At 64.7% G+C, this 22,012-nt stretch carries 24 protein-coding genes; 15 read left to right on the top strand and 9 right to left on the bottom strand.

The window, feature by feature from the left end; translation table 11 throughout:
• Positions 1 to 38 precede the first annotated feature (38 nt).
• From AB0366_RS01760 to AB0366_RS01735, 6 genes are all read left to right on the top strand, one after another.
• Positions 39 to 1,487 carry a DUF6350 family protein gene (locus AB0366_RS01760; protein ID WP_366242469.1) on the top strand — a complete coding sequence of 483 codons (1,449 nt, stop codon included), beginning with the start codon at positions 39 to 41 and terminating at the stop codon, positions 1,485 to 1,487.
• A gap of 80 nt (positions 1,488 to 1,567) precedes the next feature.
• Positions 1,568 to 2,182, top strand: a complete 615-nt coding sequence (purN, locus tag AB0366_RS01755) for a phosphoribosylglycinamide formyltransferase (protein ID WP_366242468.1) — start codon at positions 1,568 to 1,570, stop codon at positions 2,180 to 2,182.
• Positions 2,179 to 3,735 carry a bifunctional phosphoribosylaminoimidazolecarboxamide formyltransferase/IMP cyclohydrolase gene (gene purH, locus AB0366_RS01750; RefSeq protein ID WP_366242467.1) on the top strand — a complete coding sequence of 519 codons (1,557 nt, stop codon included), beginning with the start codon at positions 2,179 to 2,181 and terminating at the stop codon, positions 3,733 to 3,735. The genes purN and purH overlap by 4 nt, the downstream gene beginning before the upstream one ends.
• A gap of 149 nt (positions 3,736 to 3,884) precedes the next feature.
• Positions 3,885 to 4,754, top strand: coding sequence for a hypothetical protein (locus AB0366_RS01745; RefSeq protein WP_366242466.1), 870 nt, complete (start codon positions 3,885 to 3,887; stop codon positions 4,752 to 4,754).
• Between the two features lie 116 nt (positions 4,755 to 4,870).
• A complete protein-coding gene (locus tag AB0366_RS01740; protein WP_366242465.1) occupies positions 4,871 to 6,256 on the top strand; it encodes an ATP-binding protein in 1,386 nt (461 codons plus the stop codon).
• Positions 6,256 to 8,202 (top strand): VWA domain-containing protein, encoded by a 1,947-nt coding sequence (locus AB0366_RS01735; protein ID WP_366242464.1) that lies wholly within the window; start codon positions 6,256 to 6,258, stop codon positions 8,200 to 8,202. The genes AB0366_RS01740 and AB0366_RS01735 overlap by 1 nt, the downstream gene beginning before the upstream one ends.
• A 1-nt stretch (position 8,203) precedes the next feature.
• Here AB0366_RS01735 and AB0366_RS01730 read toward each other — a convergent pair whose 3' ends face one another.
• The 7 genes from AB0366_RS01730 to rpmB all read right to left on the bottom strand — a co-directional run bounded on the left by AB0366_RS01730 (position 8,204) and on the right by rpmB (position 11,308).
• Entirely contained in the window at positions 8,204 to 8,776 is a 573-nt protein-coding gene (locus AB0366_RS01730) for a DUF1707 domain-containing protein (protein ID WP_366242463.1), read from the bottom strand.
• A gap of 25 nt (positions 8,777 to 8,801) precedes the next feature.
• Positions 8,802 to 9,266: a hypothetical protein gene (locus AB0366_RS01725; protein WP_366242462.1), complete on the bottom strand. Its 465-nt coding sequence runs from the start codon at positions 9,264 to 9,266 to the stop codon at positions 8,802 to 8,804.
• A gap of 46 nt (positions 9,267 to 9,312) precedes the next feature.
• Entirely contained in the window at positions 9,313 to 10,239 is a 927-nt protein-coding gene (locus AB0366_RS01720) for an AEC family transporter (protein WP_366242461.1), read from the bottom strand.
• A gap of 85 nt (positions 10,240 to 10,324) precedes the next feature.
• Positions 10,325 to 10,579 (bottom strand): 30S ribosomal protein S18, encoded by a 255-nt coding sequence (rpsR, locus tag AB0366_RS01715; RefSeq protein WP_008719028.1) that lies wholly within the window; start codon positions 10,577 to 10,579, stop codon positions 10,325 to 10,327.
• Positions 10,580 to 10,595: 16 nt separating this feature from the next.
• Complete coding sequence (rpsN, locus tag AB0366_RS01710) at positions 10,596 to 10,901, bottom strand: 30S ribosomal protein S14 (RefSeq protein ID WP_094613813.1); 306 nt, start codon at positions 10,899 to 10,901, stop codon at positions 10,596 to 10,598.
• 3 nt (positions 10,902 to 10,904) lie between these two features.
• Complete coding sequence (rpmG, locus tag AB0366_RS01705) at positions 10,905 to 11,075, bottom strand: 50S ribosomal protein L33 (protein ID WP_170944568.1); 171 nt, start codon at positions 11,073 to 11,075, stop codon at positions 10,905 to 10,907.
• The gene (gene rpmB / locus AB0366_RS01700; RefSeq protein WP_008719020.1) at positions 11,072 to 11,308 is read right to left on the bottom strand and encodes a 50S ribosomal protein L28; all 237 of its coding nucleotides are present in this window, start codon (positions 11,306 to 11,308) and stop codon (positions 11,072 to 11,074) included. Before rpmB ends, rpmG begins: the two co-directional genes overlap by 4 nt.
• 137 nt (positions 11,309 to 11,445) lie before the next feature.
• On the opposite strand from rpmB, the gene AB0366_RS01695 reads away from it, so the two are divergent.
• The 6 genes from AB0366_RS01695 (at position 11,446) to AB0366_RS01670 (ending at position 17,575) form a co-directional block, all read left to right on the top strand.
• Complete coding sequence (locus tag AB0366_RS01695) at positions 11,446 to 12,678, top strand: GTP-binding protein (RefSeq protein WP_366242959.1); 1,233 nt, start codon at positions 11,446 to 11,448, stop codon at positions 12,676 to 12,678.
• Positions 12,675 to 12,935, top strand: a complete 261-nt coding sequence (locus AB0366_RS01690) for a type B 50S ribosomal protein L31 (protein WP_128645547.1) — start codon at positions 12,675 to 12,677, stop codon at positions 12,933 to 12,935. Before AB0366_RS01695 ends, AB0366_RS01690 begins: the two co-directional genes overlap by 4 nt.
• Positions 12,936 to 12,938: 3 nt before the next feature.
• On the top strand, positions 12,939 to 13,106 hold the full coding sequence (gene rpmF / locus AB0366_RS01685; protein ID WP_094680038.1) for a 50S ribosomal protein L32: 168 nt from the start codon (positions 12,939 to 12,941) through the stop codon (positions 13,104 to 13,106).
• A gap of 26 nt (positions 13,107 to 13,132) precedes the next feature.
• Complete coding sequence (locus AB0366_RS01680; protein WP_128645548.1) at positions 13,133 to 14,191, top strand: VIT1/CCC1 family protein; 1,059 nt, start codon at positions 13,133 to 13,135, stop codon at positions 14,189 to 14,191.
• Positions 14,192 to 14,511: 320 nt separating this feature from the next.
• On the top strand, positions 14,512 to 15,693 hold the full coding sequence (locus AB0366_RS01675) for an RtcB family protein (RefSeq protein ID WP_366242460.1): 1,182 nt from the start codon (positions 14,512 to 14,514) through the stop codon (positions 15,691 to 15,693).
• Between the two features lie 163 nt (positions 15,694 to 15,856).
• A complete protein-coding gene (locus AB0366_RS01670) occupies positions 15,857 to 17,575 on the top strand; it encodes a metallophosphoesterase (protein ID WP_366242459.1) in 1,719 nt (572 codons plus the stop codon).
• A gap of 64 nt (positions 17,576 to 17,639) precedes the next feature.
• Here the strand turns inward: AB0366_RS01670 and corA are convergent, their stop codons facing one another.
• Positions 17,640 to 18,656, bottom strand: a complete 1,017-nt coding sequence (gene corA, locus AB0366_RS01665; RefSeq protein WP_366242458.1) for a magnesium/cobalt transporter CorA — start codon at positions 18,654 to 18,656, stop codon at positions 17,640 to 17,642.
• Between the two features lie 109 nt (positions 18,657 to 18,765).
• On the bottom strand, positions 18,766 to 19,137 hold the full coding sequence (locus AB0366_RS01660) for a PASTA domain-containing protein (RefSeq protein ID WP_366242457.1): 372 nt from the start codon (positions 19,135 to 19,137) through the stop codon (positions 18,766 to 18,768).
• A 31-nt stretch (positions 19,138 to 19,168) separates the two neighbouring features.
• Between AB0366_RS01660 and AB0366_RS01655 the strand changes: the two genes are divergently transcribed.
• The 3 genes from AB0366_RS01655 to AB0366_RS01645 are packed head-to-tail and all read left to right on the top strand — an operon-like array spanning position 19,169 to position 21,976.
• Positions 19,169 to 19,783: a trimeric intracellular cation channel family protein gene (locus tag AB0366_RS01655; RefSeq protein WP_128645551.1), complete on the top strand. Its 615-nt coding sequence runs from the start codon at positions 19,169 to 19,171 to the stop codon at positions 19,781 to 19,783.
• Positions 19,784 to 19,838: 55 nt separating this feature from the next.
• Positions 19,839 to 20,525 carry a response regulator transcription factor gene (locus AB0366_RS01650; RefSeq protein ID WP_032395747.1) on the top strand — a complete coding sequence of 229 codons (687 nt, stop codon included), beginning with the start codon at positions 19,839 to 19,841 and terminating at the stop codon, positions 20,523 to 20,525.
• Positions 20,525 to 21,976 carry a HAMP domain-containing sensor histidine kinase gene (locus AB0366_RS01645; RefSeq protein ID WP_366242958.1) on the top strand — a complete coding sequence of 484 codons (1,452 nt, stop codon included), beginning with the start codon at positions 20,525 to 20,527 and terminating at the stop codon, positions 21,974 to 21,976. The genes AB0366_RS01650 and AB0366_RS01645 overlap by 1 nt, the downstream gene beginning before the upstream one ends.
• The last annotated feature ends 36 nt before the right edge of the window (positions 21,977 to 22,012 follow it).

The following is a 22,012-nucleotide window of genomic DNA, read 5'->3' as shown; positions in this document are numbered from 1 at the left end:
GACCGGCGCGCCGCGAAGATGATGCGACTCTCGTTGCGATGAGCGATCTATTGAACCGAGAGACGCGACGCGCGGCCGCCCGGGCTCCCCGTGCGGGCACCGGACCGACGCCCGATCAGTCGCGCATGCTCGCTGCAGTGGCCTTCAAGACCTCCGGACTGGTCGTGGTCGTTGCGACGACCCTGGCTCTGGTCACCCTCGTCTCGGTCAACAGCGACCTCACCGGAACCCTCGGAGCGATCGCCGGGTCGTGGTTCGCCGTGCACCTGGTACCCCTGAGCATCGGCGGCACGTCCCTCGGCATCGCACCGCTCCTGCCGACACTCATCATCGGCTGGTCCGTCGCCCGCACCGTCCACCATGCCGTGGACTCCGACACCGAACGCCGCGTGGTTCGGTGGGTGTTCGCGGCGTCGATGGCCGGCCCGCTCGCGGTCACCGCCATTGCCCTGGCCGTCGCCAAGGACGCGTCCACCGTCATCGGACTGTCCAGCCCCAACGCACTCGTTGCCTTCTCCTGGGTCGCAGGCGTGCACGCGGCCGCGTCCGGAACCGGTCTGCTTCTCGCGCGCTGGGACTCACTGGTGGCCCGCCGCGGATTCCCGGACTGGGTGCGCGCGCTCGTTGCGCCCCTCGTGCGCGCGATATCGATCCTTGCTGCAGGCGGTGCCGCCGTCGTACTGCTCGCCCTGCTCGCCTCCTGGGAGACCGCGGGCGCACTGGTCGAGAGCGGACGCGATGTCGTCGGCATGCTCGGGCTGACCGTGCTGTCGGTGCTCTACCTTCCCAACGTCGTCATCGGTGCCCTCGCGGTGGCCACCGGTTCCACTGCCGGGTTCGGTGACGCGTCGGTCAGCTTGTTCTCGACGACGGGAGGGCCGCTCCCGCCGCTGCCGATCCTGGCCGTCCTTCCCGAAGGATCGGCCCAGACGATCTGGGTCGTGATGCTCGTCGTCCCGATCGGTGCCGGATTGTTGCTCGGCCGCGACTGCGCAATCCGCAGCGCCGACATCCAGGTCGCAGTGTCGTCCGTGTGGGTCGTGGCAGCCGCAACCGGTGTGCTCGCCGCGCTGTTCGGCTACGCCGCAGGCGGAAACCTCGGCACCTTCGGCACCGTCGAAGTCACCGTCTGGAGTTTCGGGCTGCTGACATTCGCGTGGCTGGCCGTCGCCGGGTCCGCCTCCGCGGCCCTCGTCGTGTGGCGTCGAGCAGAACCCGAGCCGGTCCAGGACGAGCCCGTTCCGACTCCCGTCGCTGCGGCCGAGTTGGCGATCGAGGCCGCCCCATCCGAGCCCGAGGGCGACGAACAGGTCGAACAGGTCGAGGAGGTCGTCGAGGCGGAGGTCGTGGACGAGGCCGTGGACGACGTCCCGGCCGAGATGCCCCCTGCCGAAGAACCGGATGCGACCGTCGAGGCCGCTACCGACGAACCGTTGGACGCCGAGATCGTCGCACCGCCCGGGGATCGGGACGGACCTGCCCGGTAGGGCTCGAGGGCGCAGCGACTAGGCTTTCCGCTGGCTCGAACGATCCGCCTCGATATTTCAGGAGTAGTGCGCTGACTGCCTTGCGTGAGACACCCGCGCGGGTCGTCGTCCTCGCATCGGGGACCGGCTCGCTCCTGCAGTCGCTCATAGCCGCGACTGCCACCGAGAACTATCCCGCCCGCATCGTCGCCGTTGGAGTCGATCGCGACTGCGATGCAGTCCGCCGTGCCGACGAGGCCGCGATCCCGCACTTCCGTATTGCCCTGCGAGACTTCGCCGATCGATCGGCCTGGGACCACGCGCTCACCGATGCCGCCTCGAGCTTCGAGCCCGACCTGGTCGTCACCGCCGGTTTCATGAAGATCCTCGGCCCGCAATTCCTCGGGGCCTACACCGGACGCATCGTCAACACCCACCCCGCGCTCCTGCCGTCGTTCCCCGGTGCACATGCCGTGCGCGACGCACTCGACCACGGCGTCAAACTGACCGGTTCGACGGTTCATCTGGTCGATTCCGGCGTCGACACCGGGCCGATCCTGGCGCAGGAAGCCGTACCGGTTCTCGACGGCGACGACGAATCCGCGTTGCACGAACGCATCAAGACTGTGGAGCGACGGTTGCTGGTCGACGTGATCGCAGCCGTGGCCGCCAAAGGTGTCACCTCCGATGGACGAAAGGCTCAGATAATCCGATGAGTGAACGTAAAGCAGTGCGCCGCGCGCTGGTCAGCGTCTACGACAAGACCGGACTGATCGAACTGGCGACCGGCTTGCACAGCGCAGGCGTCGCTCTGGTGTCCACCGGATCGACGGCCGGCAAGATCGCCGACGCCGGAATCCCGGTCACCAAGGTCGAGGACCTCACCGGATTTCCCGAGACCCTCGAGGGACGCGTCAAGACACTGCATCCTCGCGTGCATGCCGGCGTGCTCGCCGACACCCGTAAGCCCGAACATCTTGCCCAGCTCGAGGAATTGGGCATCGAGGCGTTCGAGCTCGTCGTGGTGAACCTCTACCCGTTCACCGAGACCGTCGCCAGTGGGGCGACGCCGGACGAATGCGTCGAGCAGATCGACATCGGCGGACCGTCGATGGTGCGCGCCGCGGCCAAGAACCATCCGTCGGTGGCCGTCGTCGTCGACCCGGCCCGCTACGAGGACGTGCTCACAGCCGTCTCCGGTGGCGGATTCACCCTCGCCGAGCGCACGTCGCTCGCCGCACAGGCCTTTCAGCACACGGCCGCCTACGACGTCGCGGTGGCATCGTGGATGAGCAATGTACTGACCCCCGACACCGAGACGGTGTTCCCGGAATGGATCGGCGGAACCTGGGACCGCTCGGCCGTGCTCCGCTACGGCGAGAACCCGCACCAGAAGGCGGCCCTGTACGTCGACTCGTCCGCTGCTGCAGGCATCGCGCAGGCCGAGCAGTTGCACGGTAAAGAGATGTCGTACAACAACTTCACCGATTCCGATGCAGCCTGGCGCGCGGCGTTCGATCACGCCGAACCCACCGTCGCCATCATCAAGCACGCCAATCCGTGTGGCATCGCCGTCGGCAAGGACATCGCCGAGGCGCACCGCAAGGCCCACGCCTGCGATCCGGTGAGCGCATACGGCGGCGTCATCGCAGCCAACCGTGAAGTCACCGTCGAGATGGCCGAGCAGGTAGCCGAGATCTTCACCGAGGTCATCATCGCGCCGTCCTACGCCGACGGTGCACTCGGAGTGTTGCAGCGCAAGAAGAACATTCGCGTCCTGCTCGCGGTCGCACCGCCCACTTCCGGTGCCGAACTCAAGCCCATCTCCGGCGGCGCACTGCTGCAGCAGCGAGACGTGCTCGACGCAGACGGCGACAATCCCGCCAACTGGACCCTCGCCGCCGGCGAACCTGCCGACGAGCAGACCTTGAAGGATCTCGAATTCGCTTGGCGCGCAGGTAGAGCCGTGAAGTCCAACGCGATCCTGCTCGCCCACGACGGTGCGTCGGTAGGCGTCGGAATGGGCCAGGTCAACCGCGTCGACGCCGCCCACCTCGCCGTACAGCGAGCCGGGGATCGCGTCGTCGGTTCGGTCGCGTCCTCGGATGCGTTCTTCCCGTTCCCGGACGGCCTGCAGGTCCTCATGAGCGCAGGCGTCAAAGCCGTTGTGCAGCCCGGTGGTTCGGTACGCGACAACGAAGTGATCGCCGCGGCACAGGACGCGGGAGTGACCCTGTATCTGACGGGATCGCGGCACTTCGCGCACTGAGCCCTCCTGCCGAACTCGCGGTTGTGCAGCCCAGTACCCTATTTTCTGCTGCACAACTGCGAGTTCGGTGATCTGTGGATAGGTAGAAAGTTATCCACAGATCGCTGAGCAGGCACTTTCTTTAGTGTCGACCCTGCCAGGGTTGAGCCATGGGGATTCAGATCGGGCCGTTTCGGGGTTCGCAGGCGATACGCTCGGGCGCTCTCAGCAGGTACGAGCTGGGCCGCGACTACGTGAGGGTCTTTCGCGACACCTACGTGTGCGACGGGACCACTCTCGATGCGCGGACGATGGCCGTCGCCGCATCGATCTGCGTCGGCCACGGTGCCGTCATTGCAGGTATTTCTGCAGCTGCGGTTCATGGTGCGAAATGGATCGATTCGACTGCGCCGCCGAGCGTGCTCTCAGCCGGTCGTTCCCATCAGTTGCCCGGGTTGACGATTCGCCACGACGCCTTCGACGACGATGATGTACTCGTCGTCCGGGGATTCGCCGTGACCACCGTGGAGCGCACCGCATTCGACATCGGGCGCTGGTTCACACCGACACAGTCTGTGGTGTACATCGACTCCGTGATGGCGGCAACGGGTCTGCGCGCAGAGAAGGTGCGCGACTACGCGAGCTGCCGACCGGGCACACGGGGGATCCGGCGGCTGTTCGAGGCGCTGGACCTCGCCGATGGTGGCTCGGCGTCGCCGCAGGAGACCCGAACCAGATTGCTCCTGGTCGGGGCCGGCCTGCCGAAACCCGAGACCCAGGTCGAGATCCGCGACAGTTCCGGCAGGTTCGTGGCCCGGATCGACTTGGGTTGGCCGCGATGGCGGGTAGGGGTCGAGTACGAGGGGGTTCACCATTGGCTCGACGAGCGCCAACGGACCCGCGACATCGAGAGGTTCGAGGACTTGCAGCAGTGCGATTGGCAGATCGTGCGGGTCAATTCAGAACAACTGCGCCTTCGTCCCGACGAAGTGGTCCGTCGAGTTCGGGCCAAGCTCAGTGAGGCGGGCGCACCGATATAGCGAATTCGCAGTTGTGCAGGCGAGTCTCCCTGTTCGGGCTGCACAACTGCGAACTCGGCGACACCACAACCTCGCTCTCGATGGCAGCATCGGCCAAACGCTCGTAGCGTGGAGAAGTGACCTCTACCAAACCTGGCATCTCCACTCTCGGCGAACTCAAGGCATCCGGACATCGGCAGCGGTCGATTAAGGAAGAGTTGCGGGAAAATCTTCTGAAGGCATTGCGTGACGGCACCGATCCGTGGCCGGGGATCGTGGGATTCGGCTCGACGGTGTTGCCGCAGTTCGAGCGCGCGATTCTGGCCGGTCACGACGTGGTGCTGCTCGGCGAGCGCGGGCAGGGCAAGACGCGGCTGCTGCGCACCCTGAATCTGCTCCTCGACGAGTGGGTGCCGGTGATCGCAGGCGCGGAACTCGGGGAGCACCCGTACGAGCCGATCACCCCCGCCAGCATCAGGAAAGCGAAGGAACTCGGCGACGACCTGCCCGTCGAGTGGCGGCATCGCAGCGAGCGGTACGCCGAGAAGCTCGCGACCCCGGATACCTCGGTGGCGGACCTCGTCGGCGACGTGGACCCGGTCAAGGTGGCGGAGGGGCGCAGCCTCGGCGATCCCGAGACCATCCACTTCGGACTCGTGCCCCGCAGTCATCGCGGCATCGTGGCGATCAACGAGCTCCCCGACCTCGCCGAGCGCATTCAGGTGTCGCTGCTCAACGTCATGGAGGAGCGCGACATCCAGGTCCGCGGCTACACCCTGCGTCTGCCGCTCGACGTGATGCTGGTGGCGAGCGCGAACCCCGAGGACTACACCAATCGCGGACGCATCATCACCCCGCTCAAGGACCGCTTCGGCGCGGAGATCAGGACGCACTACCCCCTCGAACTCGACGCCGAGGTGGCCGTCATCGACCAGGAAGCGGAGCTGCAGGCCACCGTTCCCACCTATCTGCTCGAGGTGCTGGCCCGATTCACCCGACTGCTGCGCGAGTCGCCGTCGGTCGATCAGCGGTCGGGCGTTTCTGCTCGTTTCGCGATCGCAGCGGCCGAAACCATCGCCGCCGCAGCCGTTCACCGAGCAGCGATACTCGGAGAGGCCGAGCCCGTGGCCCGGCCGGTGGACCTCGGCACCATCATCGAGGTGCTCCGCGGCAAGGTCGAATTCGAGTCGGGTGAGGAAGGTCGCGAAATCGAGGTCCTCGAGCACATGTTGCGCCGGGCGACTGCCGATACCGTTCGAGCCCACCTCGGCGGAATCAACCTCGCCGCTCTGGTGACGGCGATCGAGACGGGCGAGCCCATCGTCACCGGCGATCGCATCACCGCCAAAGCGTTGCTCGACGAGCTTCCCGACGTCGAGGTCATCGGCGACATCCACGAACGGCTGAACGCAGTGTCGGATGGCGAGAAAGCAGCCGCCGTCGAACTCGCACTCGAAGGTCTCTACCTGGCGCGCCGGATCTCCAAGGACCCCGACGACGACGGTCAGACGGTGTACAGCTGATGCGTCGCTCCAGATACGGGCGGTATCACGACGGGCCGGATCCCCTTGCGCCACCGGTGGATCTGCGCGAGGCGCTCGACGCCATCGGCGAGGACGTGCTCGAGGGTGCGTCGCCGCGTCGGGCGCTGCAGGAGATGCTACGACGCGGGACGAAGAACATGCGCGGGCTCGACGACCTGGCAGCTCGAGCCGCGAAGCGTCGACGAGATCTGTTGAAGAAGAACAATCTCGACGGCACGTTGCAGGAAGTGCGAGAGCTGCTGGACAAGGCGGTACTCGAGGAACGCAAGGCATTGGCACGTGCCCTCGACGACGATGCGCGATTCCAGGAGATGCAGATCGGTGACCTGTCGCCGTCCACTGCCCAAGCGGTGCAGGAGCTTTCGGACTACGACTGGCGTTCGTCGGAGGCACGCGAGAACTACGAGAAGATCAAGGATCTGCTCGGACGCGAGATGCTGGATCAGCGCTTCGCGGGCATGAAGCAGGCCCTCGAAGGTGCCACCGACGAGGACCGTCAGGCCATCAGTGAGATGTTGAAGGACCTCAACGAATTGCTCGACGCCCACAACAAGGGCGAGGACACCGATGAGCAGTTCGAGCAGTTCATGGACAAGCACGGGCAGCACTTCCCGGAGAATCCGAAGAACGTCGACGAGCTACTCGATTCCTTGGCGGAAAGGGCTGCGGCTGCGCAACGGTTGCGCAACTCTTTGACGCCCGAGCAGCGGGCCGAGTTGGATGCGTTGGCGCAGCAGGCCTTCGGTGACTCGAATCTGATGAGCCAGCTCGATCAGCTCGATCAGAATTTGCAGCAGGCCCGGCCCGGTGAGGACTGGGACGGCTCGCAGAACTTCCGCGGCGAGAACGGGATGGGCCTCGGTGACGGTACCGGTGCGCTTCAGGACATCGCGGATCTCGAGAATCTGGGCAATCAGCTCTCGCAGCAGTACAACGGCGCTGCCCTGGACGACATCGACGCAGACGCGTTGCTGAAGCAACTCGGGCCGGAGGCCGCGGCCGATGCGCGGATGCTCGCCGAGCTCGAAAAGGCCCTGCAGCAACAGGGTTTCATGGACAAGGGTGCCGACGGTCAATGGCGTCTGTCGCCGAAGGCGATGCGTCAGTTGGGGCAGTCGGCACTCAAGGATGTCGCGGGAAAGCTGTCCCGACGCGGCGGCGAGCGAGACACGCGCAAGGCAGGCGCGATGGGGGAGCCCACCGGTGCATCGCGAGCGTGGGAGTTCGGTGACACCGAGCCGTGGGACGTCACGCGCACGGTCAACAATGCGGTACTGCGATCAGCGGCAACGGGATCCGGCTTTCCCGTGCAGCTGCAGGTGACCGATGTCGAGATCAGCGAGACCGAGACTCGAACGCAGGCGGCGGTGGCGCTGCTGGTCGACACGTCGTTCTCGATGGTGATGGACGGGCGTTGGGTTCCGATGAAGCGCACAGCACTCGCGCTCAATCACCTGGTGAGCACTCGATTTCGCGGAGACGACCTGCAACTGATCGGATTCGGCAGGCACGCACAGACATTGACGGCATCCGAACTGGCCGGGCTGGACGGGGCCTACGACCAGGGCACCAATCTGCACCACGCGCTGATGCTGGCAGTGCGGCATCTGCGGCGTCATCCCAATGCGCAACCGGTGGTGCTGATCGTCACCGATGGTGAGCCGACGGCGCACCTGGAACCGGACGGCCATGCGTTCTTCGACTATCCGCCGCACCCCAAGACTCTCGGTCTCACGGTTCGCGAACTCGATACCGTCGCGAAACTCGGTGCGCAGGTGACGATCTTCCGGCTCGGCGACGATCCGGGCCTCGCGCGGGTGGTCGACAAGATGGCCGAGCGCGTGGGCGGACGCGTCATCGCGCCGGATCTCGACGGACTCGGTGCCGCGGTGGTGACCGACTACCTCAAGCGTCGGCGATCCTGAATCACTTGTCGGCGGGCTTGATCTCCACCGACACTCCGCCCCAGAAGGCGAAACCGGTGATGATCACGCGCGGCGCGCCGGGGTGCGTCGCGCTGACGTGATCGAAGCCGCCCATGATGCCCATGCCGCGGACTTCGACGCTCACTCCGGGCGGCACGGTGACTTCGATGCCGCCCATGATGGCCACGCAGTTGATGGTGGTTTCCTCGGCGGTGAACGACGCGCGGCGTAGGTCGAGTTCGATCCCGCCCCAGAATGCGAACGCGTCGATGCGTGCGGCAGGGGTCCATTCGCCTTTGCGCACGGCACCGCTCATGATCGCGATCACGCGGTCGTTCGAGGAGCCACCGGACGGTGCGGCCGCGGGCGGAGGGGACAGCACCAGGTCGCCGGTCAGTAGGTCGAGTTCGCCGTAGGTCTTCGCCTGGTACACCGCAGCGGTGCGCTCGTCATATTCGCTCACGGTCAGCTGGCCGTTCGCGAAAGCGTCGCTCAGCAACTGTGCGACGAGGTTCCTGTCCGCATCGGCCGCACGAACCTGGCTTCGATCTCGGTCGGGGAGATGATCGCTCACCGCCCGGACACTACCGGTGCCCGGGTCAGGCCGCATTCAGGATGGTGCGGCTCCCGAGCGGTGAAGCAAGCGTCATCTGCATGGTGGCGTAGACGGCAACCATGATGCAGGACTTGTCGGCGGCGTCGCGCCTGGTTCCGGTGCGCAGTTCGATGGTGACGGTGGTGTCGGTCTCGGTCACCGACGCGTCGGCTCCGTAGCACTCGGGAGTGCCGGTGACGAAGTGAACCGCGATGGTGTTGGGGGAGACCTGGCTCCAGGATTCGAACGGAGTGGTGGTGGCGCGGATGAGATCGGGTGTGGGCTCGAACATCGTGCCGACGTCGCCGACGGGCACTTCGTGGGGAACCGGAGGGGCGCTGGGTTGCTGAGCGAGACCGACCGGTGTGGTGGATCCGACCGTCGGCGTCGTCTCGTCGTCGCTGCCGGAGGCGGTGCTGCAGCCGACCAGCAGCAGGCACAACATGACTCCTGCAGCGAGAAACCTCATGTAGCCAAACTAGCGCTGTGAGCTGAGGAGAACCTTTGTGTTCGGCTCATGCGAGGAAGAGTGTCACGAGTGCGATGACGGGGATCGAGACGAGCGTGGTCACGAACGCGGTGTCTCGGGCGAGCACCACCCCGCGCTGGTAGCGGCTGGCGAACACGAACACGTTCTGGGCGGTGGGCAGTGCCGAGACGACGACGATGGCGAACAGATCGTGCCCCTCCAGACCGAAGACGAACTTGGCCATGAGGTAGCCGAGCAGGGGCTGCAGTGCCATTTTGAACACGGTCGCCAGGGCCACGTCCCGCCGTGGACTGATGCCCTTCTGCAGTACCCGGGCACCGTAGAGGGACAGGCCGAAGGCGAGCAGCGCGCCGGGGACCGACGCATTCCCGACGAGTTCGAACGGCTGCATCAAGGCCTCGGGCAGCTCGAATCCGGTGATCGACAGCACCAGGCCCGCGGCGCCGGCCAGCACGATCGGGTTCCGGAACGGCGTCGTGACGGTCTCGAGCAGGGAGACCTTGTCGACCTTCGTGGAGATGTCGAGAATCGTCACCGCGATCGGGGTGTAGATCATGATCTGGAACAGCAGCAGCGGAGCCACGAAGTTCGCGTCGCCGAGTACGAACACTGCGATGGGAATGCCCAGGTTGGCGGCATTGACGTACGAACTTGCCAGTGCACCGACGGTCGCGTCGGGCACGGTCCGTTTCAGCGCGAGCTTGGCTATGACGAAATAGATCGCTCCGACGAGCAGTGCAGTGGAACCGGCGACGGCCAATACGGGCGAGAGGATGACCGACAGGTCCGAGTTCGCCAGTGTGACGAACAGCAGCGCAGGCGTTGCGACGAAGAACACGAGTCGGCTCAGAACGAACTGGCCGTGTTCGCCGAGCACTTTCAGGTGGGCGAGGAGGTATCCCAGTGCGATGACGACGAAGATGACGGTGAAGCCCTCGAGGACGCCGGACATCTACGGACTGCTCATCTCTGGATCGGGAACGACAGAGAGGCCACGTAGCCGATGGCTACGTGGCCTCTCTGAGTGAAAGTCTGGATCAGCGGCTGGTGAACGGCAGCAATGCCATCTCACGAGCGTTCTTCACTGCGACAGCGACCTGACGCTGCTGCTGCGGGGTGAGCCCGGTGACCCGACGGCTGCGGATCTTGCCGCGGTCCGAGATGAACTGACGAAGGAGGTTGATGTCCTTGTAGTCCACCGTGGTGACCTTGGCGGCGTTCAACGGGTTCTTCTTCGGTCGACGGCCTGCCTCTGCGCGGACCTTCTTCGACGGTGCTCTCTTGACTGCCATCTGAAACCTTTTCCCTTTACCAGCTCGACTTGTGGACGCCTGGCAGCTCCCCGCGGTGAGCCATCTCGCGCATTTTCACGCGGGACAGCCCGAATTTCCGAAGGTAACCGCGCGGACGTCCATCCGCAGCGTCACGATTGCGTAATCGTACCGGACTCGAATCGCGCGGCAGACGCTGCAGTGCTGCTTGGGCCTGCGCGCGCTCGGAGTCGCTGCTCGAGGGCTTGCGGATGGTCTCCTTGAGCTCTGCTCGACGCGTTGCCCACCGGGCGACGACGATCTTGCGCTGCTCGTTCTTCGCGATCTTGGACTTCTTCGCCATCGGTCAGCGTTCCTCTCGGAAATCGACGTGCTTGCGCACGACCGGGTCGTACTTCTTCATCACCAGTCGGTCCGGATCGTTGCGACGATTCTTTCTGGTGACGTAGGTGTAGCCGGTGCCTGCGGTCGATTTGAGTTTGACGATCGGCCGAACGTCGGTGCTCTTGCCCATCAGATCTTCTCCCCGCGTGCGCGCAGTTTCGCCACCACGGCGTCGATGCCGTCGCGGTCGATGGTCTTGATGCCCTTGGCCGAGAGGGTGAGGGTGACGCGTCGGCCGAGGCTCGGTGCGTAGTAGGTCTTGCGCTGGATGTTGGGATCCCATCTCCGGCTGGTCCGCACGTGGGAGTGCGAGACCGATTTTCCGAATCCGGGGGTGCGGCCGGTGACTTGGCAGTGCGCTGACATGAGCACTCCTTTCTTGCCGTTATGACAATCGTTTTCGACAAAGCGTGTTCACGAATGTAGCGTGCATCCACAAGTAATGACAATCGTTGTCGAGAAGAAGGGTGCTCGTGAACAACTCACCGGACGATCGAACCCCGATGGTCCTCGTCTCCGGCTGGACCGGAGCCATGGACGCGGTCGTGACATCGCTGCTCGCGCCCGGGACCGTCGCAGTTCGCCACGACCTGAGCCGCGTCGCCGAGGGCGTCGTGCGTCGCACACTCTCCGTACTGGGGGAGAACCCGCGCGAGACCATTCTGGAACTGGCGCACGGCTGCGTCTCGTGCACGCTTCGGGAGGATCTACTGCCGCTGTTGCGTGCACTGTCCGCCCGCAGCAACGTCGATCGCATCGTGCTCGCCATGGACCCCGCGCTCGAGCCGGAGGCACTGTGCTGGGCGGTGGACAACGTCGTCGTGGCGGGTGTCGTCGGACAGATCGACGGCCCGGCCTCGCGTGACGTCCGCATCGAGGCCGTGGTCGACTGCCTCGACGCCGCAACCTGGCTGGCCGACGCCACCGGCGACGACGCCATGGCCGACCGAGGCATCGTCGCCAGTGGCGACGACGATCGAACCGTCGCGCAATTGGTGGTCGGGCAGGTCGACTACGCCGACGCACTCGTCGTCACCGCAGGCCCCGACGTCGACGCGTGGGAACGCGCCAGGCTCGCTGCAGTCCTGGCGCGGTTGGCTCCGAACGCTCCCGTCGTGTGGGTTTCCCAGGACACAATGGTCGACGCCCCAGCACTTCTCGCGAGTGTCCCTGCCGATGCGCGACGCGGTGCGATCGGCGATGCGCACTCACCGCTGTTGCGTGGTGAGCCGCCGTTGACCGTCGACTGTGGAGTCACGCTCGTCGAATTCACTGCAACTCGGCCGTTCCATCCCGAGCGGTTGCACGAGGCCATCGACGTGCTGCTCGACGGCGTCGTCACCGCTCGCGGACGAGCGTGGGTCGCCACCCAGCCCGACGAGGCGCTGTGGATCGAATCGGCCGGCGGTGGTCTTCGGGTGGCGAGCGCCGGAAAGTGGCTTGTCGCAATGACTCCGGAGCAGCAGGACCGCGTCGATGCCACCCGTCGGGCAATGGCGGCGCTGCGGTGGGACGAGAAGTTCGGTGACCGAGACACCTCACTGGTGGTCCTCGTCCACGAGGCCGACCCCACCGAGATCGACCGAACCTTGCAGTGGGCGTTGGTATCCGACGAAGAATTGGCAGACCCCGCGGCCTGGTCCACCTGGCAGGACCCCTTCGGTCAGTGGCACGAAGACCCATGCGAGAGCAGCGAATCCCCCTACGCAGAACAAGCACGAGAGGCAACAGAATGAAACCAGGCATCCACCCCGACTACCACCCTGTCGTGTTCCAGGACTCGAGTACCGGCAACAAGTTCCTCACCAGATCCACCGTCACGTCCGCGCGCGAGACCGAATGGGCCGACGGCAACACCTACCCGCTGATCGTCGTGGACGTCTCGTCCGAATCGCACCCCTTCTGGACCGGAGCCGCCCGCGTGATGGACACCCAGGGACGCGTCGAGAAATTCGAGAAGCGATACGGCCGACGAAGCCGAAAGGACTCCTGAATCATGGCTGTTCCGAAGAGAAAGATGTCGCGCTCGAACACCCGAAGCCGTCGGGCGCAGTGGAAGGCCGTTGCTCCTGATCTGGTGACCGTGCGTTTTCAGGGTCGAGAGTTCCGGGTGCCACGCCGGTTGGTCAAGGCAGTGCAGTCGGGGGTATACGACCCGAGCTGACCCGCGACGGGTCTATCTTCACTTCCATGGACGATGGACCCAGTGCTCGAGATGTGAAGCGGTGGCGCCAGTACCTCGCCGACGAGCGAGCCGAGGCCGCCGTCTATCGCGATCTGGCAGGCCGACGCATCGGCGAGGAGCGTGAGATTCTGCTCGCACTCGCCGATGCGGAGGGCCGCCACGAGCAGCATTGGCGAAATCTGCTCGGCGATCGCGTCGGGATGCCGCTGAGGGGTGACATCCGCACCCGCATCCTCGGGGTGTTGGCACGTCGCTTCGGTTCGGTGTTCGTGCTCGCGCTGGCCCAACGAGCCGAAACCCGTTCGCCGTACGCCACCGACGCCGACGCCACGGAGGCGATGACAGCCGACGAACAGATCCACGCCGAGGTCATCAGGGCACTGGCGGCTCGCGGCCGCAATCGTCTGTCCGGAACGTTCCGGGCCGCGGTGTTCGGTGCCAACGACGGCCTGGTGAGCAATCTGGCTCTGGTCCTCGGCATCAGCGGCTCCGGGGTGTCCAATCAGATAGTCCTGATCACCGGCCTTGCGGGGCTACTCGCCGGCGCGCTGTCGATGGGTGCGGGCGAATACGTCTCTGTGCGTTCGCAACGCGAGCTGCTCGAGGCGTCGTCCCCGGACAGTGGGGCGCGCGATGCCGTCCAACACCTCGACGTGGACGCCAACGAACTGGCACTGGTCTACCGAGCCCGGGGAATGACCCACGAGGAAGCCGACGCCAAAGCGGCGGAAGTACTGCGAGTACTACCTGCCGACGAGATGGCCCCCGACGTCGACCAGCACGAGTCCATCGGAACCGGCCTCGGGGCCGCCGGTGCCAGCTTCTGCTTCTTCGCATCCGGTGCCGTCATCCCGGTGCTGCCGTATCTGTTCGGCCTCGAAGGCTATGTGGCCCTTGCCGTTGCCGCCGTCCTCGTCGGAATCGCCTTGATCTGCACCGGACTCGTGGTAGGACTGCTCAGCGGTGGGCCGCCGGTCAAACGTGCTCTGCGACAACTGGCTATCGGTTACGGTGCGGCCGGGGCGACATATCTACTGGGACTCGCATTCGGTGGGGGAGTGTAGATCCCGACTGATGGGCGAGAATGCACACTATCGGTCCCCATCGACGGGATCCCGTCCTCACAGCTCACCTCTGTGCATTCGGTCCCATCCCCGACGTTTCCAGAAATTCGCTCGCGTGGACGACGCATCGATCGTTAGGGTTCTCATCATGCGTGCAACCGTTCTGTCTGGTGCCGCTCTCGACACGAGAGCCGGTGTGAGCCTTGTGCTGCGCGCGTATTCACCGGAGCGATGTGCCGCTCTCTGCGGCAAACAAGCTCCGCTCGTGAACCGACCCATCGAATAGCGCCCTCTCACGTGAGGGGGCAGGAAGGAACATCATGCCCCCGAACAAGGTGGGCTTGCGTTTGCTCAATTGGGCTTCACAGCTCGAGGACAAGACTCTCGAGCAGGCCCGTGAAACAGCGTCGATGCCGTTCGTGCATCCGCACGTAGCCCTGATGCCCGACGCTCACAGCGGAATGGGAAGCGCAGTGGGAACTGTGATCCCGACGTTGGGCGCGGTGATACCTGCTGCCGTCGGAGTCGACATCGGTTGCGGAATGATCGGCGTGCGAACTGAATTCACCCTCGACGACGTCGACGGCCGCAATCTGACTGACCTGCGACTCGCCATCGAGGCAAGCATCCCGCTGTCTCCGGGCAACTACAACATCGGCGTCGATCGGTGGGATTTCACCGCACCGAAGCTCCGCGAGCTCGAGGAGTTGGCGGCGAAGGACGGTGTGGAGCTGAACCATTCGCCGCAGTGGCGTGAACAGCTCGGTTCGCTAGGCGGCGGCAATCACTACATCGAACTGTGCCTGGACGAAACCGATCGAGTGTGGCTGTTTCTGCACAGTGGGTCGAGGGGCGTGGGCAACAAGATCGCGAAGAAGCACATCGCGATTGCGCAGCGTCTGTGTGCGCAGTGGTGGATCTCGTTGCCGAACAAGGACTTGGCCTACCTGCCCGAGAGCTCCCGTGAATTCGGGCAGTACCTCCGAGAATTGAAGTGGGCGCAGCGGTTCGCATACCTCAATCGGGCCGAGATGATGGACCGGTTCAGTGCGGTGTTCGCCGAGTGGATGGGAACCGACGACCATCGCGAGGTCGAGCGGATCAATTGCCATCACAACTACACGGTGAAGGAAACGCATGCTCAGAAGGATGTGTGGCTCACGCGTAAGGGCGCAGTAGACGCACACGACGGTGTCAAAGCGATCATTCCCGGGTCGATGGGAACTCGTTCGTACGTGGTCGTCGGTAAGGGCTCGCGGGCCGGGCTGTGCTCGGCTCCTCACGGTGCCGGTCGGCAGTTCTCGAGGACCGAGGCCAGGAAGCGGTTCACCCACGAGAACCTGCGTGAGCGGATGGTAGGGATCGAATTTCGCGACAGCGCCGACTTCATCGACGAGATTCCCGACGCCTACAAGCCGATCGATGTGGTGATGGAGGACGCCCGCGACCTGGTGAGCATCGAGCACGAACTGCGGCAGATCCTCAACGTCAAGGGGACCTGAATCGACCTCCCGTCGTGCATGGAAATTCGTAGTAGGTAACGAAGTTCCATGCACGACGGGATTGTCCGCGTTCGTCCCGTTGTGCATCGGTGTTCTCGTGTTGTTCACCCAACAACTTCGCTTGGTTAACTGATAGAGAGAGCGTCACCGTCACCATCGAGGCATGACGCTCAATCCCGCAGGCGAGACCGTCGCGACCGGAATCCCGGGCACGCTCGCCGACAACATGACCATGGCCGAGCAGCATGATTGGCATCGGTCGTTCCTGCGGCGGCACCCCGTCAGTCGTCGGAACTTCCTGGTGGGAGCCGCTGCAACTGCCGCCGCGGTAGGCGTCGGGAACTCGGTGTTCGCGCGTACCGCCTATGCGCAGGACGCCCCGCTGGCCGTGGCCGGACGGCACATGGGCTTCGGAAACGACCCGGCGACACAGCTGCGGTTTTCGGCGCAGCTCTCCCGCAATCCCGGGCTCATCGGTGTCTTTCTCGATCACGGCCCCACGCCCGCACTCGGCGCTACGACGTCGGCCGAGGTGCGCAACCTGATCAGTCAGGTGCCACAGACCGACGGCGGAATTCTGTCGGCGGAGCAGTACTACGTGCACGTACCCGTCGACAACCTGACGCCGAAGTTGCCGCACTACTACCGCTGGCGCACCGCCGACGGCTTCGTGAGCGATATCCGCAGCGCGTCTCCGGCCTTGCCGTCGGGCCGCATCGCACCGTTTCGGTTCACGATGATGGGCGATCAGGGCGTCGACGAAACCCCGTCGCAACCACCAGGTTTGGTCGCCGGCGACTACGACGACCAGTACTACAAGGCCGACAACGAGCCGTCGGTCAAGCACGCGCGCAACATCAATCGGCAGATCGAGGCCTCGCACCCGGACTTCCACATCCTCGCCGGCGATATCGCGTACGCGGACCCGTCCGGTGCCGGACTGCCGCCACAGTTCGCGAAGCACGGCCAGACGCCGCCGAAGGGGTTCGACAAGTTCAACCCGTTCGTCTGGGACGGCTACTTCCAGGCGATCGAAGCCAGTGCGTCGACCGCGCCGTGGTTGTTCGCCACCGGCAACCACGACATGGAAGCGCTCTACAGCCCCAACGGATACGGCGGCCACGCGGCGCGTTTGGATCAGCCGACCAACGGACCCACGGGGTGCCCGTCGGCGTACTCGTTCGTCTACGGCAACACCGCGGTGCTCTCGCTCGACGCGAACGACGTGAGCTACGAGATCAAGGCCAACACCGGGTACAGCGGAGGAGCCCAGAACACCTGGGTGGAACAGACATTGGCGAAGTACCGCGCCGATCCGAACATCGACTTCATCGTCTGCTTCTTCCATCACTGCGCGTATTCGACCACGTCGACGCATGCGAGCGACGGCGGCGTGCGCGACGCCTGGGTTGCGCTGTTCGACAAGTTCGAGGTGGATGTGGTGCTCCAGGCTCACAATCACGTCTTCGAGCGCACCGATCCCATTCGTGGCAACCGTGCGACTCGGGTCGCCGGTGACAACGCCACGGTCAACGGAAAGACCGACGGCACCGTCTATTACACCGTCGGCGGTGGTGGTCGTCCCCGATACACGTTCCAGGACGGCGAGGGCGTCAGCTACCGAGGCAACGAGTTGCCCGACACGGCAGTCCCGAACAGCTACGTGTGGGCACCGGACGGAACCAAGTCGGCTGAGTCCATCACCTGGTCTCGGGTGCGATTCCTCAACTACTCGTTCGTCAGAGTCGATGTGGTGCCGGGTATTCCGGGCATCACCGCCAGCAGGATGACGATCGGTGCCATCGACGAATACGGCAACGAGTTCGACCGTCTGACGTTCGAGCGAGACATCCCGGTGGGTCCGGTGTTCGGCTCGTCCTAGGTACCCATGTGAGCGGAACTTCGACCCCTACTACGAGGTTCCGCTCACATGCGGCGAAGCCGCTCTACAACCACTTCTGGCGCTTGAACACCACGAACAGTGCAGTCGAGCAGATCACCATGGCGATCAGTGCCATAGGATAGCCGAGTTGCCACGTCAATTCCGGCATGTCCTCGAAGTTCATGCCGTAGATGGCGGCGATCAGCGAGGGCGCGAAAAGAATTGCGCCCCAGGACGAGATGCGTTTGACCTGTTCGTTCTGCTCCAGGCTGGCCACGGTCATGTTGCGCATCTCCTCGTTCTGCTGCTGCGCAACGATGGTCGAGTGCACGGTCAACGCATTCTGCAGGTTGGACCGGAAGGACTCGATGCGGTCGGAGACGCGGATCGCGTGATCGTGCACGTCGCGCAGGTATCGCTGTAGTTCCACGTCGACGTTGTACTTGTCCGAACCGCGCTTGAGTGATTCGATCATCTCGACGAGTGGGTTTGCGGCACGGTCGAATTCGGACACTTCCCGCAACAGTGAGTAGATACGACGCGATACCGACGGGTCGCCGGTGAACAGCTGATCCTCGATCTCGTCGATGTCGTTCTGCAGTCCCGTCACCACCGGGACGTACTCGTCGACCACTTGATCGAGGATGCCGTAGAGAATCGCCTCGGGACCGAGTTCGATCAGTTCGGGAGATCCTTCGAGCCGCTTGCGCACCATTGCCAGATCGGGGGATTCGGCATGGCGGATGGTGACGACGAAATCGGGTCCGAGAAAAATGTGCAATTCGCCGAATTCGACCTTTTCGGTCTCGTCGACGTATCGAGCGGGCCGCAGAACGACGAACAGCTGCTCCGCGTACCGTTCCAGCTTCGGCCGCTGGTGGGCTGCAATGGCATCCTCGACAGCGAGGCGGTGCAGACCGAACTCGTCTGCCACAGCCATGATTTCGGCGACCTCCGGGCGGTACAGCCCGATCCACGCCATTCCGTGCCGCTCGCGCATCAGCTCGAAAGTGATGTCGAGGCTCTCGGGATTGGCAGTACGTTTCCCGTCGACGTAGACGGCATTGTCGATGATCGGCACGTGTTCGTTCACCTCGGCTCTGCGAAATTCTGCTGCGCACCGAGACTATCGCCTGTGGCAACAACGCCGACAGTCCAGCCGCCGTCGACGACTGGACCGTGCGTCCGGGCTAGTGAACAGTTCCGGTGATCACGAGAATTGCGGCGTTCTTGTCGACTTCGACCCCCTTCTGGTAGTTGGTTCCGATTGCTGTTCCGTCGGTGTCGGATCCCTTGATGTTGACGGTCGTGAATCCGAGATCCTCGAGGGTCTGTTCGGCCGCGGTCGCTGTCATGTCGTAGACATCCGGGATCTCGAGCAGGTTGTTGGAGGTCGACGCGTTGGCGACGGCTCCACCGCCCAGCGTGAGTGCTGCGGCAGCTGCGACGGCTGCGATCGACTTCTTGAATCCACTGCGCATGATGTGCTCCTCGTTGTTGTGATCGGTGATGTCTCGAAGTTGCTCGCCGATGCTGTGGCGGACCTCGGATGTTGCTGTCAAATCCCTGTCAGCACCGTGACATGCTGGTCCGATGCTTCTCGACGTGCTCGGATTGATCGGTATCGCGGCCTTCGCGGCCTCCGGTGCATTGATCGGAGTGCATCGCCGGTTGGATCTGTTCGGGGTCTGCGTCGTCGGAATCACGACGGGCATCGGCGGCGGAATCATTCGCGATCTGCTGCTCGGCATCCACCCACCGACATCCCTGGACACGTGGCCGAACCTCACCGTCGGCTTCGTCGCCTCGCTGGTCGTGTTCGTTGCGCACCGGCAGATGGGCAAGGTCCGGCGCGGAGTCCTGGTGCTCGACGCCTTCGGGATGGGGCTGTTCGCATCGACCGGTGCGACCATCGCCTTGGCTGCCGGCGGTAGCGCGTTGGCGGGAGCTCTCATCGGTACCACGACGGCGGTGGCAGGCGGCGTGATCCGAGACGTGCTGGTCAACGAAGTTCCCCTGCTACTGCATCGGGATCTGTACGCCCTGCCGGCCCTGCTCGGTGCGACGGTCGTCGTGTTCGCCGATGTTCTGGCTCTCCCGGAAAACGTCGGTCTGATCGTGGGAACTCTGCTTGCGACGGGGTTGCGTCTGCTCGCGCTGTGGCGAAAGTGGAACCTCCCGCTGGCGAAGCACCTACCTACGCTCTAGTCGCTATCGGCACCCCTCTCAGACATATCTCAGTCGACCAGGACAAACTGTATGGATGCGGATATTGGTGGTCGACGACGATCGAGCAGTGCGTGAGTCGCTGCGCAGGTCGCTGACGTTCAACGGGTACACCGTGGACCTGGCGGTCGACGGTCTCGACGCGCTCGAGCAGGTTGCGGCGGCGCGTCCCGACGCCCTGGTGCTCGACGTGATGATGCCTCGCCTCGACGGCCTCGAGGTGTGTCGTCGATTGCGCAGCGTCGGCGACGACCTGCCCATCCTCGTATTGACGGCACGCGACTCGGTGTCCGAGCGCGTCGCCGGCCTCGATGCCGGTGCCGACGACTACCTGCCCAAGCCGTTCGCGCTCGAGGAACTGCTGGCCCGCCTGCGCGCGCTGCTACGGCGTACCGCGATGGAAGCGGGCATCGACTCGGAGACCATGACGTTCGCGGACCTGTCGTTGGACCCGGTCACCCGTGAGGTCTCGCGCGCCGAACGTTCCATCAGCCTCACCCGGACCGAATTCTCGTTGCTCGAGATGCTGATGACCAATCCGCGCCGAGTGCTCACCAGAAGCCGCATCCTCGAGGAAGTCTGGGGTTACGACTTCCCGACGTCGGGCAACGCGCTCGAGGTGTACGTCGGTTACCTGCGGCGCAAGACCGAGGCGGAGGGGGAGTCGCGGCTGATCCACACCGTTCGCGGTGTCGGGTACGTCCTGCGCGAGACGCCTCCGTGATGGTCGCGTCGTTCGGGCGCAAATCGGCCGACAGTGTCGGCTCGTCGCCGACGGGGATGCGACCACCGATGCCCCTGACGCGGTCGGTGTCGCTGCGGTGGCGGGTGACGTTGCTCGCGGCCTCCGTCGTCGCGATTGCGGTGGCGGTCATGGCCATTGCCGCGTACACGGTGGTCTCGCGAGCGCTGTACGGCGATGTGGACACTCAATTGCGCTCCCGCGCTTCGGCTTTGGCGGAGTCCAGTCTGGTGTCCTATGACCCGCGGTTCGTTGCCGGAGCCACGTTGTACAGCACCGATGTCAGTGTTGCGCTGATCTATCCGGACATGTCCAGTTACAACCCTCCCGGTCCCAAGGTGCCGATCGGCGACGCCGAACTCGCGGTGGTGAGCGGAGAACTGGAATCGTCGCTGCGCACGCTCGACGATCAGCGGGTGCTCGCACTACGCACCAAGGACGGCAGCACTCTCGTCGTCGCACAGAGACTGCTGCCCACCGGGGAAGTGCTCGACCGGCTGGCATGGGTGCTGTTGATCGTCGGTGCCTGCGGAGTGGTGCTGGCGGCCGGAGCAGGTATGGCCGTGGGGCGCACCGGTTTACGTCCGATCGCCCGACTGACGGCCGCAGCCGAACGGGTTGCGCGCACCGACGACCTCACGCCGATCCCCGTAACCGGCGACGACGAGTTGGCGCGTCTGACCGAGAGTTTCAACACGATGCTCCGCGCACTGGCCGAATCTCGAGGTAGGCAGAGTAGATTGGTCGCCGATGCGGGTCACGAACTTCGCACCCCGTTGACCTCGCTGCGGACCAACATGGAGTTGCTCATCGCGGCGGGACGCCCAGGGGCACCGTCCATCCCGGACGAGGACATGGCCGAGCTGCGGACCGACGTGGTGGCGCAGATTCAGGAATTGTCCACCCTGGTGGGCGATTTGGTCGACCTGGCGCGAGAGGATGCGCCGGAGACGGTATTCGAGCGAGTCGACCTGGCCGATGCCGTCGAACGCAGTCTCGAGCGAGCACGCCGCCGTCGCAACGAAATCGACTTCGATGCGACGTTGATGCCGTGGTTCGTCTACGGCGATCAAGCAGGACTGTCGAGGGCCGTGCTCAATGTGCTCGACAACGCGGCCAAATGGAGTCCGAGCGGCGGTGAGGTGCGAATCGCGATGCGGCAGATCGGCGATGGCCTGCTGGAGCTGACGGTCGACGACGCAGGCCCCGGTATCCCCGAGGAAGATCGCGAGCTGGTGTTCGAGCGCTTCTATCGCTCGACGGCGTCGCGCTCGATGCCCGGATCCGGTCTGGGACTTGCCATCGTGCGACAGGTGGTCGTCAAGCACGGCGGCACCATCGGGGTGGAGGTGTCCGAGCGGGGCGGCGCGCTGATCCGAATCGTGCTGCCCGGCGAAGGTGCTCCTGATCCCACGACACTCTCGGCAAACTGATAGCCGGATCTCAGCGCGCTCTCAGTACCGCCCTGC

It is taken from the genome of Rhodococcus sp. NPDC076796 (assembly GCF_040702765.1).
Lineage (GTDB): Bacteria > Actinomycetota > Actinomycetes > Mycobacteriales > Mycobacteriaceae > Rhodococcoides.
Note: the sequence above shows the minus strand (reverse complement) of the source record. Positions and strands in the feature narration are given on the sequence as shown.